This window comes from Bradyrhizobium sp. dw_78 (assembly GCF_018449525.1).
Classification (GTDB): domain Bacteria; phylum Pseudomonadota; class Alphaproteobacteria; order Rhizobiales; family Xanthobacteraceae; genus Bradyrhizobium.
Window position 1 is genome coordinate 122,894 of the sequence record NZ_JAAVUS010000001.1, and the last position, 17,631, is coordinate 140,524.

General features: G+C 60.6%; 18 protein-coding genes and 1 pseudogene. 6 read left to right on the plus strand and 13 right to left on the minus strand.

The annotated features are described in order from the left end of the window. Positions 1–214: 214 nt before the first annotated feature. A pseudogene (locus tag HB630_RS00570) lies at positions 215–1,361 on the plus strand (MFS transporter). 20 nt (positions 1,362–1,381) lie between these two features. Here HB630_RS00570 and HB630_RS00575 read toward each other — a convergent pair. From HB630_RS00575 to HB630_RS00600, 6 genes are all read right to left on the minus strand, one after another. Continuing rightward, positions 1,382–1,672, minus strand: a complete 291-nt coding sequence (locus HB630_RS00575) for a cyd operon YbgE family protein (protein ID WP_213769425.1) — start codon at positions 1,670–1,672, stop codon at positions 1,382–1,384. Continuing rightward, on the minus strand, positions 1,653–1,772 hold the full coding sequence (gene cydX / locus HB630_RS00580; protein WP_213769426.1) for a cytochrome bd-I oxidase subunit CydX: 120 nt from the start codon (positions 1,770–1,772) through the stop codon (positions 1,653–1,655). The genes HB630_RS00575 and cydX overlap by 20 nt, the downstream gene beginning before the upstream one ends. 15 nt (positions 1,773–1,787) lie before the next feature. Beyond that, complete coding sequence (cydB, locus tag HB630_RS00585; protein WP_213769427.1) at positions 1,788–2,927, minus strand: cytochrome d ubiquinol oxidase subunit II; 1,140 nt, start codon at positions 2,925–2,927, stop codon at positions 1,788–1,790. Positions 2,928–2,938: 11 nt separating this feature from the next. Then, a complete protein-coding gene (locus HB630_RS00590) occupies positions 2,939–4,510 on the minus strand; it encodes a cytochrome ubiquinol oxidase subunit I (RefSeq protein ID WP_213769428.1) in 1,572 nt (523 codons plus the stop codon). Beyond that, positions 4,507–4,743: a hypothetical protein gene (locus HB630_RS00595; protein WP_213769429.1), complete on the minus strand. Its 237-nt coding sequence runs from the start codon at positions 4,741–4,743 to the stop codon at positions 4,507–4,509. Before HB630_RS00595 ends, HB630_RS00590 begins: the two co-directional genes overlap by 4 nt. A 422-nt stretch (positions 4,744–5,165) precedes the next feature. Beyond that, entirely contained in the window at positions 5,166–6,758 is a 1,593-nt protein-coding gene (locus HB630_RS00600) for a gamma-glutamyltransferase (protein WP_213769430.1), read from the minus strand. Positions 6,759–7,091: 333 nt separating this feature from the next. Between HB630_RS00600 and HB630_RS00605 the strand changes: the two genes are divergently transcribed. Continuing rightward, the gene (locus HB630_RS00605; RefSeq protein ID WP_213769431.1) at positions 7,092–7,769 is read left to right on the plus strand and encodes an aspartate/glutamate racemase family protein; all 678 of its coding nucleotides are present in this window, start codon (positions 7,092–7,094) and stop codon (positions 7,767–7,769) included. Positions 7,770–7,994: 225 nt separating this feature from the next. Beyond that, the gene (locus tag HB630_RS00610) at positions 7,995–8,426 is read left to right on the plus strand and encodes a DoxX family protein (protein WP_213769432.1); all 432 of its coding nucleotides are present in this window, start codon (positions 7,995–7,997) and stop codon (positions 8,424–8,426) included. Positions 8,427–8,500: 74 nt separating this feature from the next. Here the strand turns inward: HB630_RS00610 and HB630_RS00615 are convergent, their stop codons facing one another. Both HB630_RS00615 and HB630_RS00620 read right to left on the minus strand, forming a co-directional pair. Continuing rightward, positions 8,501–8,968: a cupin domain-containing protein gene (locus HB630_RS00615; RefSeq protein WP_213769433.1), complete on the minus strand. Its 468-nt coding sequence runs from the start codon at positions 8,966–8,968 to the stop codon at positions 8,501–8,503. A 55-nt stretch (positions 8,969–9,023) separates the two neighbouring features. Beyond that, complete coding sequence (locus HB630_RS00620; protein WP_249780589.1) at positions 9,024–9,515, minus strand: cupin domain-containing protein; 492 nt, start codon at positions 9,513–9,515, stop codon at positions 9,024–9,026. 146 nt (positions 9,516–9,661) lie between these two features. Here HB630_RS00620 and HB630_RS00625 point away from each other — a divergent pair, with 146 nt between their 5' ends. Both HB630_RS00625 and HB630_RS00630 read left to right on the plus strand, forming a co-directional pair. Then, on the plus strand, positions 9,662–10,678 hold the full coding sequence (locus tag HB630_RS00625) for a glycosyltransferase (RefSeq protein WP_213769434.1): 1,017 nt from the start codon (positions 9,662–9,664) through the stop codon (positions 10,676–10,678). An 86-nt stretch (positions 10,679–10,764) separates the two neighbouring features. Further along, entirely contained in the window at positions 10,765–11,841 is a 1,077-nt protein-coding gene (locus HB630_RS00630; protein ID WP_213769435.1) for an acyltransferase, read from the plus strand. 625 nt (positions 11,842–12,466) lie between these two features. Here HB630_RS00630 and HB630_RS00635 read toward each other — a convergent pair. Together HB630_RS00635 and HB630_RS00640 are read right to left on the minus strand one after the other, a co-directional pair. Then, positions 12,467–13,084: a hypothetical protein gene (locus HB630_RS00635; RefSeq protein ID WP_213769436.1), complete on the minus strand. Its 618-nt coding sequence runs from the start codon at positions 13,082–13,084 to the stop codon at positions 12,467–12,469. Beyond that, positions 13,081–13,572, minus strand: coding sequence for a hypothetical protein (locus HB630_RS00640; protein WP_213769437.1), 492 nt, complete (start codon positions 13,570–13,572; stop codon positions 13,081–13,083). The genes HB630_RS00635 and HB630_RS00640 overlap by 4 nt, the downstream gene beginning before the upstream one ends. 26 nt (positions 13,573–13,598) lie before the next feature. Between HB630_RS00640 and HB630_RS00645 the strand changes: the two genes are divergently transcribed. Continuing rightward, a complete protein-coding gene (locus HB630_RS00645) occupies positions 13,599–14,237 on the plus strand; it encodes a hypothetical protein (protein WP_213769438.1) in 639 nt (212 codons plus the stop codon). A 53-nt stretch (positions 14,238–14,290) separates the two neighbouring features. Here HB630_RS00645 and HB630_RS00650 read toward each other — a convergent pair whose 3' ends face one another. The 3 genes from HB630_RS00650 to HB630_RS00660 form a co-directional block, all read right to left on the minus strand. Further along, the gene (locus HB630_RS00650; RefSeq protein ID WP_213769439.1) at positions 14,291–15,067 is read right to left on the minus strand and encodes an ABC transporter ATP-binding protein; all 777 of its coding nucleotides are present in this window, start codon (positions 15,065–15,067) and stop codon (positions 14,291–14,293) included. Beyond that, positions 15,064–16,065, minus strand: a complete 1,002-nt coding sequence (locus HB630_RS00655; RefSeq protein WP_249780590.1) for an iron ABC transporter permease — start codon at positions 16,063–16,065, stop codon at positions 15,064–15,066. Before HB630_RS00655 ends, HB630_RS00650 begins: the two co-directional genes overlap by 4 nt. A gap of 62 nt (positions 16,066–16,127) precedes the next feature. Beyond that, positions 16,128–17,255, minus strand: a complete 1,128-nt coding sequence (locus tag HB630_RS00660) for an ABC transporter substrate-binding protein (RefSeq protein ID WP_213769441.1) — start codon at positions 17,253–17,255, stop codon at positions 16,128–16,130. Between the last annotated feature and the right edge of the window lie 376 nt (positions 17,256–17,631).

Genomic DNA, 17,631 nt, shown 5'->3' on the forward strand with positions numbered 1-17,631 from the left:
AACGAAGCGCCATTGCGTTGCCTTCTTGTCCCGTCCGTATGCCTAATATCGCGCCATATCGCTTGACCCGAAGATTGCCAATGGCGAGATTAGGTGTGCCGTGGAAATTTCTTCTCACTTCGTCCGGGATTCCGAGTTGTTCATTCCCGATTCGCGCCGGGCATGGGCGCGGCTGGCCGTGGCCGTGGTGATCGGCGCCTTGGGCAGCGTCGGCATGTGGTCGGTCGTGGTGGCGTTGCCGGAGGTGCAGGGCGCCTTCGGGGCGAGCCGGGGCACGGCTTCGCTGGCCTATACCGTGGCGATGCTCGGCTTCGGTTCCGGCGGGGTGCTCACCGGAAAGATCACCGACCGCTATGGCATCGTCGCCGCGATCGGGCTCGGCATCGGCTTCCTCGCCCTTGGCTATATCGGCGCGGGGATGTCGTCGTCGGTCTGGCAGTTCATCCTCATGCACTTCGCCATCGGCCTCAGTTCGTCGGCGACGTTCGGTCCGCTGATGGCCGAAGCCTCGCACTGGTTCGAGCGCCATCGCGGGCTCGCCGTCACCATCGCCGCCAGCGGCAGTTATATCGGCGGCACGATCTGGCCGCCGGTGATGAACTGGGGCATGGAGGCGGTGGGTTGGCGCGACACCCATATCGCCGTCGGCATCTTCACGGCGCTGGCGATGACGCTCGCGCTCGTCGCGTTGCGCCTGCTGATGGGGCCGGCGGCGCGGCGCAGCCATGTCAATGCGCCGCCGCCGCGCGTCGATCTGCGGCTCAGCGCCAACACGCTGACGGTGATGCTGTCGCTCGCCAGCGTCGCCTGCTGCGTGGCGATGTCGATGCCGCAGGTCCATATCGTCGCCTATTGCGGCGATCTCGGTTACGGCGTCGCGCGCGGCGCCGAGATGCTGTCGCTGATGTTGGGCTTCGGGATCGTCAGCCGCATCGGTTCGGGATTTCTCGCCGACCGGATCGGCGGCATCCGGACGCTGTTGATCGGATCGGTGGCGCAGGGCTTTGCGCTGTTGTTCTACCTGTTCTTCGACAGCCTGACCTCGCTCTATGTCATCTCCGCGATGTTCGGCCTGTTTCAGGGCGGCATCGTGCCGCTATGCCATCATCGTGCGCGAAGCGATGCCGGCACGGGAGGCGGCGACCCGCGTCGGCATCGTCATCTTCGCCTCCGTGTTCGGCATGTCGTTCGGCGGCTGGATCTCCGGCGTGATCTTCGATGCCACCGGCTCCTACGCCGCGGCGTTCCTGAACGGGCTGGCGTGGAACGCGCTCAACATCACCATCACGGTGTCGCTGTTGATCAGATCGCGCGCGCGACCGGCAATGGCCTGGACCCGCGTTTTCGGGCGAAGCGGATAGCGGTCTGCGTCAGGAAAACGCTAGCGCACGAACAGCAACAAAGCGCCGCCGATCATCAGCGTCCAGGCGCAGGCGGGTCCGAACAGGATCCGGAGCCATCTGTTCTCCGGCCGGAATCCGATGCCGTAGACAAAAGCCCCGGTGATACCCAGCAGCAGGATCGATAGCGCAGGGTGCAACATCGCCCCCTGCACATGGCGCAGGAGAAATGGAAACAGCATCAAAACGAGACTGGCTCCGGCAGCGACGGCAAAGGAGGCCGTCTGGATCAGTCGCGCGGCTGTGGTGCGTTCACCGCTCTCGCCGGGCATTGTCGATTTCCCGTTGCGCATGGGCTTCGAACCACATCGCATTCAATATCGCGAAGGTGCCGGCAAAGCCAACGCCGAGAATCCATGAGAAATACCACATTACCAGATATCCCTTTTAATAGAGCGATTTCGCGTTACCCTCGACAAAGGCTTGGGTGATCGGCTCGCGCAACACGCGATATACCCAGGCGGTGTAGAGGATAATGATCGGAAGAAAGACCACGGTGACGAACAGCATGATCCTGAGGGTCAGAAGACTTGAGGAGGCGTCCCAGACCGTGAGACTGGCGCGCGGATCCAGCGAGGACGGCAGCATGAACGGAAAGATGCTCAACCCTGCGGTGGCGATGATGCCTGCAATCGCGACGCCGCTTGCAATGAACGCCAGGCCGGCGTGCCTGGCGCGCAGGAGCAGTGGCGAGACCGCCAGCATGACGATGGCCGCGACCGGCGCCGCCATCGTCCAGGGGAACGAGCGGTAGTTGGTCAGCCAGGCACCGGCCTGCCGCGTCACAAGCTTGGCCAGCGGATTCGACGGACCGTCATAGGCGGGCTGCTGCGTGAGAGCATAGCCTTCGACACCAAGCGCAACCCAGATGCCTGCGATGACGAACAATCCGATTGTGATCGGCGCCGCAAGACGCGCGATCTGTGCGGCGCGCTGTGTCACCGGGCCGGAGGCCTTGAGCGACAGATAGTTCGCGCCGTGCAGCGTCAGCATCCCGACGCTGACCAGACCGCTGAGCAGCGCAAACGGATTCAACAGGCCGAGCAGGTTGCCTTCATAGGTCATGCGCAGCGAATCGTCGAACCGGAACGGTACGCCGAGAATGACGTTGCCGAAGGCGACGCCGAAGATCAGCGCCGGGACCAGCCCGCTGACGAACAGGGCCGCATCCCAGATTGCCCGCCAGCGGGCATTCTCAAGCTTGCTGCGGAACTTGAAGGCGACCGGGCGCAGGATGAGCGCAGCGAGCACCAGGAACATTGCTAGATAGAAGCCTGAAAACGCGGTGGCGTATAGTATCGGCCAAGCCGCAAAAATCGCGCCGCCTCCGAGAATCAGCCAGACTTGATTGCCCTCCCATACCGGCCCCACGGTATTGATGGCGATACGCCGCTCGACGTCGCTGCGGGCCACGTAAGGCAACAGGATCGCAACGCCGAGATCGAAGCCGTCCATCACGGCAATCCCGATCAGCAGGATTCCGAGCAGCGCCCACCAGATCAATCGCATGGCTTCATAATCGAACATCACTGTCTCCCTTATTCGGCTGCGTCAGCGACCAGCAAACGAGCGCCTGGGCGCTCGAAGGGTTCGCCTGTGGATGGTCCCGCCTTCACGGTCTTGACCATCAAATAGAGATCGACGACGGCAAGCGTCGAATAGAACACCACGAAGCCGATCAGCGTGGTCCAGATATTGGCGGCAGACAGGCTCGAAACCGCGAGGAAAGTCGGCAATACACCCTCGATGACCCAGGGCTGCCGGCCGACTTCGGCAACGACCCACCCGAGTTCGGCTGCGATCCACGGCAGCGGCAGGCTGAACAGCGCCAGCCAGAGGAAGCTGCGGTAACGGTCGAGCCATCGCTTGCTGGCGAGCACGAAGGCCAGCGCGAACAGCGCAATGAAATAGAAGCCAAGTCCGACCATGATCCGGAAACTCCAGAACAGCGGTGAGACTTGCGGAACGGTACTCCACGCGGCCCGCGAGATCTCGTCAGGAGTTGCATTGGCGATGTCGGGCCGGATCTTCTTTAGCAAGAGCGCGTAGCCGAGATCAGCGGCGGTCGAATCAAGGCGGGTTCTTTCAGCCGCGTTTGAGGGCTGCGCGCGCAGTTTCTCCAGTGCGTCGTATGCGACGAGCCCGGATCGGATACGTTGCTCAGCCCGGCCGACAAGTTCATTGATGCCAGGCACCGTCTTGTCGATCGAGCGCGTCGCGATCAGCCCCAGCATCCACGGTATCTTGACCTCGTAATCGGTGCGGCGGTTTTCGAGGTCGGGCAGGCCGAACAGCGTGAAGGAAGCCGGCGCCGGTTCAGTGTTCCACATCGCCTCGATCGCGGCGATCTTCATCTTCTGATTTTCACCCGCCGTATAGCCGCTCTCGTCGCCCAGCACGACCACGGACAATGCGGCGGCGAGACCGAAACTCGCCGCCACGGTCATCGACCGCTTCGCGAGTTCGAGGTGCCGTCCGCGCAGCAGATAATAGGCGCTCACGGCCAGCACGAACATCGAACCGGTCACGTAGCCGGCGCTGACCGTGTGTACAAATTTCGCCTGCGCCACGGGATTGAACAGCACCTCCATGAAGTTGGTGACTTCCATCCGCATGGTGTCGGGATTGAATTTCGCACCGACCGGATATTGCATCCAGCCATTGGCGATCAGAATCCACAGCGCCGAAAGATTGGAGCCGAGTGCGACCAGCCAGGTGACACACAAATGCTGCAAGCGGGAGAGCTTATCCCATCCGAAAAAGAACAGGCCGATGAAAGTCGCCTCAAGAAAAAAGGCCATCAGCCCTTCGATCGCCAGCGGCGCCCCGAAGATGTCGCCGACATAATGGCTGTAATAGGCCCAGTTCATTCCGAACTGGAATTCCATGGTGATGCCGGTCGCAACGCCCATCGCAAAATTGATGCCGAACAACAGGCCCCAGAATTTCGTCATCTCCTTCCAGATGGCCCGGCCGGTCATCACATAAACGCTCTCCATGACTCCAAGCAGGATGGAAAGCCCCAATGTGAGCGGAACGAAGAGGAAATGATAAAGGGCCGTCAGACCGAATTGCATCCGCGACAGTGACACAACATCTATCGAGGTCATGGGATGGGTTCCTGCGAGTTCGAATTGTTGAGGATTTGCCGGTCGACGGCGTTGCGGTCGATCTGGGGGCGCTGATGCGGACCGAACACGAAGACTGCCGCTGCAACCAGAAGGATGATCTTGACTGTCACTACTATCGCGATGCCGCGCTTTAAGTCGGGGGCAGTCATGACCGGTCTATAGGGCAGTCGCTCATTCATCTTGATCAGAGTGAATGGATGAAGTCGCTTCATCATTGATTTCGATCAAGGATCGAGGTGATTGACGCTAATTAGAGTAATATCATCTTTTCGTGAGTCGGGCGTCATCGTAGCAGATGGCGGGTAATTTCCCAGCAGATAGGGAACCAGCGAAACGTTGCGGCGCGAGCGTTTTTATCTTGATCTAGCTTAAAGTGCTGCTGAAGCCGGCCGATAGGGTTTCTCCGTCACGAAGGAGAAGACAATGACCCTTGATATTATTTTCGTCGCGATTGCTGTTGCCGTCACGTTCGCTACATTCGCGGTCGTTCTGGGGTAGGGCAGCTGGACGCGTTTTAAGCGAAGTGGATACCGGCTCGCGTGAAGAAAACGTGTCAAAATAAGAATCTGGAGCTTGGGTTCAGGCAGCTTTTCGTCGTGTTACGGTAAGCGCTACGACGCCCTGTATGCGCGGCCTATCCCTCCGCCACCGCGTCGCCCCACGGCTGGAAGATCTCAACGGCGCCGCTATTGGTCTCGCCTTCGCGCAGCACCGCGCTCGGGCAGGCGAATTTCATCGGCAGGGTCTGGATATGCGCGGTTTCGTAATCGAATCGCGTCCGCAACTCGCTTTGCACCTGCGCCGGCAGCCGTGCATCGCCGATCACCACCGCGCCTTCGCTGGCGTCGATGCGCGGCTGGTGAATCGCGCTATCGAGATCCATGCCGTAATCCATCACGAAGGACAGCATCTGCGTCACCGCCGGCAGGATACGGCGTCCGCCGGAGGCGCCGACCGCGAGCCGCCGGCCATCGGCAGCCTGCGCCAGCACCGGCGTATAGTTGGTCAGGCAGCGCTTGCCGGGCGCCAGCGAATTGGGGCCGCCGGCCGTGGGATCGAACCACATGATGCCGTTGTTCATGGTGATCCCGCTTTGCGGCGTAACGAATTTGGAGCCGAACGTGGACAGCAGGGTTTGCGTCACCGCGGCCATGTTGCCCTCGCGGTCGACGATCGAAAAATGCGTGGTGCAGGATGGCGCCAGATATTCCGCGCCCAGCGCCCGCCTGCCGTCGGCGTCACCCATGTCCTGCAGCCGCTCGCGATAGGCCGATTGCAGCGCCGCCGCATAGGCCGCATAGGCCGACGCGTCGGGCGCGCCGCGCGCGGCTGTGAGGTTCTGCTGCAGCAGACGCAGGGCATGCGCCAGCGTCGGGCCGCAGGTGAGTTCCGGCGTCGCGTAGACCTTGCCGCCGCGATAGAGAATCTCCAGCGGCGTGCGGACATGGGCGCGGAAGGATGCGAGGTCTTCGGCCGACAGTACACCGCCGCCCGCCTGGATGTCGGCCGCGATGCCGTGCGCCAGATCGCCTTCGTAGAAATCGCGCGGTCCCCGGGCTGCAAGCTGCGCCAGCGTTGCCTTGAGCCTGTCCTGCGGCAATCGTATGTCGGCCTTGATGCTCCACTGCGCACTCGGCGGCAGGCCGTCCTTGAGATAGGCCGCCGCGCTGGCGGGATAGCGCCGCAGGTCCGCTGCGACGCTGGCAATCATCAGCGTCGTCCACCAGTCCACCCCAAGGCCTTTGCCCGCCAGCGCGACGGCGGGGCTGAGCAATTCGGCCCACGGCATTTTCGCGTGGCGGCGATGGGCTTCTTCCATGCCGGCGACCACGCCGGGCACCGCGACCGATCCGGCACCATGAAGATTGCGGTCGTCCTTGACTCGTGGCCACGGGAAGAGATCGGATACCGCGCCGTCGCCGGTCAGCGGATAATCCTCCAGGCGGATGCCGCGCGGGGCGCGCATGCCATAGTCGATCACTTCATAGTGGTTGTCGCGGGCGCGATAGAGCACCATGGCGCCGCCGCCGCCAATGCCGCTCATCCAGGGTTCGAGCACACCCAGTGCAAACGTGGTCGCAATCACCGCATCGACGCAGTCGCCGCCGTCGGCCAGTATCCCGGCGCCGATCTCCGCCGCCTTGCGCGATTGCGCGGCGACAATTCCGCCTTTGGAGGTCGCCGCCGGTTTGCGGATCTGCTGGGCATTGCTGAACTGGTCGGACATGATGTGCTTTCGCCGTCTTTCGGATTTGATGCCGCGCGGGTCTGGTCGCGGTTGCGCTGCATCCTGCTTCGCGATGGCGGATGAAGCAATCCTGCGAAACGGAATGCTTAGTCTTCGCTTTCGCCTGCCCTCGAAGATCGCGGCGCGCGGTCATATTCCGTGCGCGACGGATGGGAGGATCGACCATAAAAGCAGTCAATCGATCATTCAAAAATGGCACGCAGCTTGCACGTTAAATACTGCGCTGCGAAGTGTGGTCATCGGTGTGGCGTTTCGCTATGGGATCGACGGATAATCATTCCGTTCTATCGCCATTCTATCGGGCTCGTCTTCATGCGTATCCTGCTGATAAACCCGAATACCAGCGTCAGCATCACCGAAACCATCGCAGCTCGGGCGCGCGCCGCAGCGGGAGATGGCGTCGAGTTTCTTGCCGTGACCGGAGGTTTCGGTGCGTCCTATATCGCCAGCCGTGCGGCTGTCGTCGTCGCCGCGCATGCCGCGCTTGATGCGCTGACACAGCATGTCGATGAATGCGATGCGGTTTACCTGGCCTGTTTCGGCGATCCCGGCCTCTTGGCGCTTCGCGAGCAATCGCCCGTTCCGGTCGTCGCGATGGCCGAAGCATCCATGCAGGAAGCCTGCCGTATAGCCGATCGCTTTTCGATTGTGACCGGCGGTGCGGCGTGGGAGCCGATCCTGAGCGAATATGTCACGAGCCTCGGCCTCACGGGCCGCCTTGCCAGCATTCGCACCCTCGCCGCGACCGGCGATCAGATCGCCCGGGAGCCGGATGCTGCGCTGGCGGAGCTGACCGCCTCATGCATGGCGTGCGCATCCGCCGATGGCGCCGATGCCGTCATCCTCGGCGGTGCCGGTCTGGCGGGATTCGCGCCGCAGATTCAGCCGCGAATCCCGGTGCCCGTCATCTGCTCGATGGATGCCGGAACGCGCGCCGCGGTCCAGGCCGCGCGCGGTGGCGATTCCAATAGCCGCGATGCCCGGACATGATGTTCAGACGTTAAGACGTCGGGGAATGAAGCCGCTGCAAACGGCGAACATTTCGGTTGATGCGGCTTTAGTTGGTTTGGCTTTGCCTGGGCCGATACCGCCAAGCCGGAAGGGGATTGCGCCTGATTGTTCGATGCTGCATTTTATTCCCGACAAGAAAGCTGGAACAGTCGCCAGCTCCAAAAGTCCGGACAAGCGGACATTTGCGATCAATCGGGAGATGAAATGCTCTACAAAACCGCGCCCTATGCGGCGTTCGTGCTGCGGCTCTCAATCGCCGGACTGTTCCTCGCCGCATTGTATGGAAAATTCATTATCCGGCCGATCGACATGTGGTGGGGCGGCCTTGCGAAAGCGGGATACCCCGGCTGGGTGCTGGGCTATACGCTCAGCGCGGAAATCCTGTCGACCGTGTGTCTGCTCCTCGGCGTCTATACGAGGTGGGCCAGCCTCTACGTGTTGCCGATGATGATCGGCGCGACGTATTTCTGGGCGACGCGCAAGGGCTTTTACTTTACGGACGCCGGTTGCGAGATGCCGTTCACATGGTCCCTGATGCTGTGCGTCCAAGCATTGCTTGGCGATGGCGCCTTTGCGGTGCCGACGCCGTCGCTGCCGTGGGAGCGGGGGCTTCTGAGCCGTACGGTAGCCGCTTGACGATCACGACAGGCGCTACAGTAACAGGCGAGCGCAACATCACGCTCGCCTGTTACGCCGCGAAGCAGGCGAGGTTACTGCGTGGCCGGAAACTGATTGGCGGTCGGTCCCATCCCGGTTTCCTCGACGCGAACGTCGCCGTCCTTGGCCCAGCCCCAATGCAGGGTATTCGCGGGAATGTAGATGACCGAGCCGGGCTCGAGCTTGCGCACCTTGCTTTCATCGAAAACGGGACCGCTGCCGGCATAGAAGGTGCCCGATTGAACGATCATGATGCGCTCGTTGGGATGGGTATGAGGCTTCGACTTCACGCCGGCCGGATACAGCGTCGAGATCACAAAAACGCCGGGCTGGTTTTGCGCGCCCACCACATAGGCAGCCATTACGCCAGTCGGCGAGGGCACCAGCTTCACCGAATCCGGCGCGATCGTTTTGATCTCGGCATCTTCCGCCGGCGCCGCTTCACAAGCAACGATCAGGAACGGGGCGGCGAGTGCAAGGCGTCGCGCCAGTCCCGGTAATTTTGCAAATTTTTTTGTCATTGAATCCTCCCTGTTGCGCCGCGAGATCGGAGCGCTTGTTGTTGATGTTGCTGAGTCAAGATTTCGGCTTCGGCCAATAGCCGGTTTCGGGTGTGCCCGGATGGACGGGCACCGTGGTCGACGGCCCAAGTCCGGTGATCTGGATGATGACTTCCTCGTCGCCAGCGCCGTCCCAATGCGCCGCCCCGGCCGGATGCATCATGTAGCTGCCCGGCGTCAGCGGGACCGCCTTGTTGAAGTCGACCGTTTCGCCGGTTCCGGTGTACCAGGTTCCCTTAAGGACGGTGACGTGCCTGGCCTCCGGATGGGTGTGCGGCACACTGTGTACCCCCGGCTGGAATTTCACGCGGATGACGTAAAAAACACCGGGCTTGCTCGGATCGCCGGATAGCGTGGCGCTTATGGTGCCCATGCTTGAGGGGGGATTCCAAGGCACATCGTCTGGCCTGATCCGGACAAACCCTTTTTCGTCGGTTTCCGCCATCGCGGGGCGCACCAGCGCTCCCAGCAACAGTGCTCCGCCCAGCATCCTGCGCGTCAGAACCAAATTCGCCTCCCGTTCTTTTATTATTGATCGACGGAAGGCATCATAAAGTCCGCGCGAATGCAATCGCATTTCGTTACTTTTATGCTAGGCTACAACGTGAACGTCTGAGCATCGGCTTGCAGTAATCCCGCCTGAACGAGGGTGAGTTGAGCAAACCAACCTCAAAAACCGTTTCAGTTGTGCTCGCTACATATAATGGGGCGAAGTACATTGAGGAGCAGATAAGGAGCATCGCCGCCCAAACCCTGGCTCCTTTTGAACTGATCATTTCCGACGATGCTTCGACGGACAACACCCTCCAGATCATTCAGGATCTGCTGTCAGAGTGCGATTTCAAGATAAAGATAATACGGAACGAAAAGGCGCTCGGTTTCCGGGACAATTTTCTTCAGGCGTGCCTGCTTGCGCAGGGTGATTTCATCGCATTCAGCGATCAGGACGATGTCTGGCATCCAACGAAGCTGGAAAAATGTTCGGAATTTTTCGGGGACAAAAGAATTTCCTTGATCGTTCACGCGGCAAGTCTCATCGATGACGATTCCAATCACATCGGAATGTTTCGCCAGGGTATAACAGCGACGACCATCAAGCTGCCTCTCAGCTATGACCCATGGTGGACCTTTTGGGGTTTCTCGATGGTATTTCGGCGCGAGATAATAGAGCTGATAGACATCAAGGACAGATTTATTGACTACATTGTACCGAGTGAACTCATTGCACATGACAGATGGGTTATGCTGCTTGGCCAGATGGTTGGCGCGATAGCGGAGATCAAAGATCCGCTTGTGAGCTACCGGCAGCACGCAAACAATCTTTTCGGAGACGGATCCCGGAAACGTAAGCATCCCGCTTTTGATATTCGAGAAAGATCGGAAACATATATCAAGGCCACGTCCCAGATGGTCGGTATTGTGTCGAAAATCCCGTCTGACGTGAACGAGAATTTTCCGTTGTTCGACAAAGGTCGCTGTCTTGGGTTTTTGAATTCTGCGCTCCTGCAGCTGACGCGCAGGCACACAATTTACGAGTCTGATTCGACGCCAACGGCCTTCCGTCAAATATGGGAATGTCTTGGCGAGGGCTCCTACAGAAACGTCCACGACGGCAGCATCCGCTGGAAGTCGCTGATGAGGGACGTAAAGTTTGCCGCGTTGGGGGCTTAGGAAGATCTGGTTCGCAGTCCTTCAATATCCAAATGCTATTAATTGCCGGAGTTTTTGAAAATCGTAATCACTAAGGTGGGTTTTGCATGGCCACTCAGATTACTCGCAGTGATCACTACACGACACTCGATGGCCTCCGAGGATTTGCGGCCTTATCCGTTCTCGCATTTCATCTAGGGCGCTGGCTCGATATTCCGTGGCTGTGCGCCAACGGAAATTTGTCGGTCGATACTTTTTTCTGCTTGAGCGGTTACGTCCTTCCTCTCGCCTATGGAAGGAAAATCGCCACCTTGTCCATGGGTGATTTCATCGTAACGCGCCTCATCCGGCTTATGCCGATGATTGTGCTGTCGGTCGCCGTGAGCGCACCTTACGTGTTCTTTAGAAGCTTTGTGTCTCACATAGATGTTTCCGCCGCGGCGATCTTCTCGGCTGCGTTGTTGGGCGCGCTGAACCTGCCTTACTTTTACGCGCCGTCTGGCGTTGGGGGCCCCCAGCTTTTCCCGCTCAACGGGCCGCAATATTCGCTCTTTCTTGAAGTCATGGCGAACATTGTCTGGTGGGCGACCCGCTATTTGCCTCAGATGGCTTTGGCCGCCGCCGTAGCCGTCGTTTCTGCCGCGATACTCGTTCACATAGGAATTGGCGGAGATACGACGGAAACATTTTGGTATGGCTTTCCGCACGTAGGTGCATCATTTGCACTTGGTGTCTTTATCTACCACCTGGATAGAAAATTACCTTTCTGGCGCGGCTGGACACCGCTGTTCTGGGGCGTGGTCATTGCCATGATCGCCATCTTCTTCGCGCCGTATGAGGCATCCTTCGCTGTAAAACTTGCATGGAAATTATTTCTCTCCCCGCTGCTGGTGATCGCCGGCGCTCACGTTCAGTTCGGAAAGACCATCGATTCATTTTTCTTGAGGATCGGCGCCCTTTCTTATCCTTTGTATGCACTCCACTATCCCCTATTCTGCTGGATCAACGGCACTTACAGAATGCTGCTTGGTTCACGAGATGTCTGGATCGAGGCGCCCCTGATCTTTGTGATCGTGATCGGCTTGAGCTATCTGGGATTGCGCGCCTACGATGAGCCGGTGCGATCCTATTTATCTCGAAAGCTGCTCTCGCCGCGTCCGAAAGCGATAGTACCTGCCGAATAGACGGAGGCACGATGCCGTTCGGCCCGGGTGCGCTTCTGACGCGGCGATCGACGAGGATCAATAATCTCTGAAATTGCTGGCGGGCCTTCCTGGATACATGTCGAACCTTGTGCATCGCACCGAAGCCCGAAGTCCGTGAAATTTTTGAGAGATTGCGCGCCGGGCATTTTCGCCAGCCGTAATGTGTTCGTCATCGCAGGGTACCCCGCGCACCCTCGGCCCGGAACTGATTGCGGTTTCGGAATACTCTTGATGTGTTCGGGATACCAGCCGGTAACGCGCGTCCTGGCGTCGATCAAGATGAATGCTTCATTTTGCGCGATGGCCGGATTGTCGCCTTGGCGGAAGCGCGCTTGCTTGTGAGCCCTGTAGGCGTCAGTGCCGATGAATTTCTGAACTTCGGGCTGTCGCAGCAATTCGTATATATCGTAATGGGTGCTAATGGCCTCGCAAGGTATCAAGGGCATGCGCCTGTACCAGAGATTGCCGTCGGCCGAGTAAGCCCCGTTTCGATTTGGAAGGCCTCTAATTTAACGTTGATGAATGCGGGATCGAAGTTGTGTATGTCATCAATAGACGATTGGTTTTTCGAGAATTGGAAATCGCGAGCTGTGTTCAGATGAATTCAGAAGCCGGTCCCGTGATTACGATCATGGGCGAAGAAGAGCCGATCGAAATTTCGTTCGCAGCTGTTTCCGTATTTCACGGTCAGGCTGCCCTTGCGATGTTGGCTGTGACGTTCCAGGCGATCCGTTTCGCGTTGAAGACGCTGGTGCCCGATCGCCTTCCATTGCGAAGCCAGATCGCCGTTGTCAGCGGCCATCCCGGTCCGGGCGTACGGGACGCATTCGAATTCGTAACCCGCGCGGTGACGCGTGGCGTTTACAGGGTCGACCGTTCTCTGCCGAAATCCCGACTGATTCCCGGCCTCGATATCTCCTATAGCTTCCGCATCACGATCGATGAGAGAACGGCAGAAGTCGCGCTCCGCGAGGAAGCGCTTCCTGAAAGGTTCTTCTCGCTGATCGCCGATAAATCCCGGACGGCTCAAGACGAGATCGAATTGAGCAAGCTCAAGCGGTCGATTGCCGGGCGTGTGCTGGCTTCGCAGCCCGATCAACTGTTCAACATTAGCGCTTTCGCTTGCTGATGAAACCGTCCCTGATTTTTTCGTTTGGATATTCCGAGAATCCGCTTGGCGGATTTGCGGATATTCCGGCCGCAAAAGATCATATTGTCTCATGCGATCTTTATGCGCTCCCGGAATTGGAGCTGGATCGATTTTCCTCGCTCCTGATCAGCATGCATAGCGATCAGCAGTTTCTTGCGGCGCAGGCCGATCGGATCGCGACGTTTGTGCGGGATGGCGGCACGGTGGTCGCGAACGGTCATTTTGCGTATCCATTTCTGCCCGGCATGATCGGCTTCCATACTGTCGAGGACTGCCACCTCAAGGATCTCGCGGTGGTTCGCGTCGCGGATCATCCGATATGGTCGGGGGTGTCCGAGCGCGACCTGACCTTTCGTCGTGGCGTTGCTGGATTCTATGCCCGCGTCTGGCACGACGCTCCCGCCGAAGCTACGGTGATTCATGCTCTTGGCCACGCGGACCGTCCAATTGACATTCTCTATCCGGTGGGCAATGGCCGGATCCTGTTTCACGGCGGCAACGATCTGTGGCAGTTCAGGGGCTCCGACACCACCGCGCAGATCGGGCCTCAGCTTCTGCAATGGCTCTTTCCGGGGGAGCGGGTGTCATGAGTCTTGCAGTTCTGGACGGCGGAACATTCTATCATCATGCAGCGATTCAGGGTGCGCGTTACCGCGACCTGTTCGATCGGACGATCTACATGCCGGAGCTGACGCCAGCGCAGCTCGCCGACGTGAGGGTGCTGATCGTGCCGGATCGCATCCATCCCGACTTGTTGCGGGCCAGCCGGCAAATCCTGATCGATTTCGCGCAAAGTAGCGGCACGCTGGTGGTATTCGGCGAAAATCAGGCGGAGACTTGGCTGCCCGGCGTGAGCTGGACGCCGAGGCCGACCAATTTCTGGTGGTGGCTGGACAAGAACGCGAAGCCGCCGCATCGGCTGGTCGCGCCGGACCATGAATTATTCCGGGCGATATCGTTCGCTGATACCATCTGGCATTTCCACGGCATGTTGAAGCCGCCGCCGCTGGCGCAGACCTTGATCGATGTACCGCCAGATCCGGCAAACCGGGATTCCGGCGGCGCGCTGCTTTACGACGACCGTGTTACCACGGCCGGCCGGCTGATCGTTTCCACGCTCGATCCATTTTATCATCACGGCAGCAATTTCATGCCGGCGACGACGAAGTTCCTGGACGGATTTTTGCCGTGGGCGAAGGCGATGTCACGTTCGCCGGATGCGTAGATAGAAGCCGCTTCTTCTTTCCCCGCACGCGGGGCGCGAGGCAGCGCGCTTTTTTACGGAGTTCTCATCGGCGGCGGCGCACGCTTGAGCCCATGCAGCGGCACGATCGCGGCGATCGTCTCGTCATCGGTACGCACCTCGACGCGGCGCAGCGGGACGCCGTACATGGAAGCGAGGTTTTCTTCGGTCAGCACGTCTTCCGCCGCGCCATAGACATGCGCGGCGTCGCGCAGCATCAGGAGCGCCTTGTCGGCGATGCCGAGCGCGTGCTCGGGATGATGCGTGGTCAGCAGCACGGCGAGTTGCCGGGTACGCGCCAGGTGCTGGATCAGGCGCAGCACGACGCCCTGGTTGGCGAGATCGAGCGCGGAGGCCGGCTCGTCGAGCACCAGGATACGGCAGTCGCTGGCCAGGGCGCGCGCCAGCAGCACCAATTGACGCTGGCCGCCGCTGAGCCGGTCGTAGCGCTGTTCGGCGAGTGCGGAGAGGCCGACCTCGTGCAGGCATTCCTGGGCGCGGGCCTTGTCCTTGCGGCCCGGCGAGTTGAAACGCCCGAGATAACGGCTGCGTCCCAGCAGCACCATGTCGAGCGCGGTATAGGCATGGTCGGCATGGAGGGCCTGCGGCACATAGCCGATCTGGGCCTCGGCATGCACCGATCCCTGCTTCAGCGCCAGCGTGCCGCAGACGGCGCGCAGGAGCGTGGTTTTGCCGGCACCGTTGGGGCCGAGAATCGCGGTCACTTCCGACGGCGCCAGCGCAAAGGATAGGTGGCGGAACAGCCAGTGCTCCGGCCGGAACCAGTGACCGGCGTTTTCGATGCGGATCATGGCGTCTTGCTCGAGGCGTTGTGGCGCAGCAGATAGGCGAATACCGGCGTGCCGACGATGGCGGTGACGATGCCGACCGGAATTTCGGCCGCGGTCAGGTCGCGCGCCAGCGTGTCGGCGACCACCAGGAACACAGCGCCCATCAGCGTCGAGACCGGCAACAGTCGGCGATGGTCGGCGCCGACGATCAGCCGCGCCAGATTGGGAATCACGAGCCCGACCCAGCCGATGGTGCCGCTGACCCCGACCTGCGCGGAGATGGCGAGGCAGGTGGCGGTCAGCAGGATCACGCGGTCCCGCGCCGGATGCACCCCGAGGGTGCGGGCATCGTCGTCGCCGAGTGACAGCACGTTGATGCGCCAGCGCATGCCGAGCAGGACGACGCCCGAGATCGCCGTACACACCGCCAACAGCCATAGTTTCGGCCAGCTCGCGGAAGCAAAGCTGCCAAGCAGCCAGAATACGATGTCCGGCAGTTTCGTCTCGGGATCCGCGACATAGGTCGCGAGGCCCACCAGCGCGCTGCAGAAGGCGCTGACGACGACGCCGGCCAGCACCAGAGTAAGAATCGGCGACACGCTGTCGCTGCGGTTGACCGCCAGCACCGCCAGCAGCGCCGCCGCGGCGCCGGCAAACGCACTGACCTGCACGAAGCTGCCGAACCCGAAAAACAGGATCGCGGTCACGCCGCCGAGCGCCGCGCCGGAGGAGACGCCGATGGTCTGCGGGCCGACCAGCGGGTTACGGAACAGGCCCTGCAGCACGGCGCCGCACAGCGACAGCCCGGCGCCGGCGATCGCGGCGGTCAGCACCCGCGGCAGCCGCACCACCTCGACCACGATCTGTTCGGTCGGCGTCCAGATCGGCGTGAGGCCGACGACATGCGCCGCCAGGATCGCGACGACATGGGCGAACGGCACCTGATAGCGCCCGGAGACCATTGACCACAGCAGCACCGCGATCAGCGCCACGCCCAGCACCAGATAGAGCGCCGACAACCGGGTGTCCGATCTTATTTGAGTCCGTTCGAACGCCTGCGCCCGCGGCATCGCATCCTGTGTCATCGGGCGAGATAACGGTCGTAGCCGGCGGATTGACGGTTCTGCGCGGCGAACAGGATGCCGTCGATTTCATCGTCGCTGAGATCGTGCTGGTAGAGAAAGCCGTACCAGTCGCGCATCACCGCGCGCAGATTTACGGGTTCGCGATCGGGCTGCAGCAATCCCGCGAGCCAGACCCACATCAGCGCCGATTCCTGGCTCGGCGGATCCCAGCGGTAGCCGCCGAGCGGCACTTTATAAACGCGGCGATTTTTCACCGCATCGATGCTCTGCCAGCGCGGATCGGCATAGATGTCGGACGGCATGGCGGCGTCGAAATTGCCGAGCAGGATCACCTGCGGATTCCAGGTCAGCACCTGTTCGATGGTCACCGTGTTTTGCGGCGGGCTGTCGGCGGCGACGTTCTGGCCGCCGACCAGATGGATGTAGTAATTGCTGTTGGTATTCCTGCCGGCGACGCGCAGGGTTTGCGCCGCCCGGTTGAAATAGATCACGCGCGGGCGTTGCGCCTCCGTGAGGCCGCTCATGGCGGCTTCGATAGTGTGCCTCTCTTTGTCCTGCCGCGCCAACAGCTCGGTGGCGCGCGGTGCGTTGCCCGAAACCTGACCGATCATGGTGATGAAACCGGCAAGATCTTCCTGCGATCCGGCGCGCATGCCGAGCACGGGCACCCCGGTGCGGTCCAGCACGCCGATCACGTCGCCGCTGGCGGAAGTCGCCCACTGGAACACGACGTCGGGCTTGAGTGCCAGAATGCCCTCGACATTCGGATCGAAGACGGAGGCATCGGTCGCACCCATTACCACATTGGTCGAAATTCGGGTGAAGCCGGGGAACATCTTGCCGAGCAATCCCTCGCGCATCGCGCTGGCCGAGTAGCCGTTCATGCCGACGATCTTGCGCTCGCTGCCGTCGATCGAGATGAAGGTCGCCGGTCCCGGAATCGGCACGAACACCAGGCGTTGCGGCGGCTTGTCGAACGTCACGCTGCGGCCGCGCTGGTCGGTAACGTCGAAGGCGGCGGCGGGCGCGCTCAAGGCGGCGACCGAGGCGAGCAGGTAGAGGCCGGCCAGCGTGGTGCGGAAGCCGCGTAACTTATTTCTGTTCGTGCCCAAGCGTATCTGCATTCTCATTCCAGCGCTGTCGGGATTGCGTAAGGTGAGTCGACGTATCCACATCGGGCAGGGGTAGGCAATGACCGCCGCGATCGCGTCCGCTTCATTGTTGTAATTCTAAACTGCGGGCCGACGCGCAACGAAAAGTTGCGAGCGGGTTCAGGCGTGATCGGCTCCGTTGCGCCAGCATCATTGATTGCATGGCATTCCCTGTCATCCGACGATTAGATACGTTCCAATAACTCATTCAGTAATTGCATCGGCGTTTAGAAGCTGTTCCGACCGGTCGCCCGCGGCGATTTCGGCCGCGCCAGCCTGATACGATTCTAATTTGAAAGCGTCGATCCTGGTCTAAGAGCCAAAACCATCGAAGTTAACCGGTGGGGCT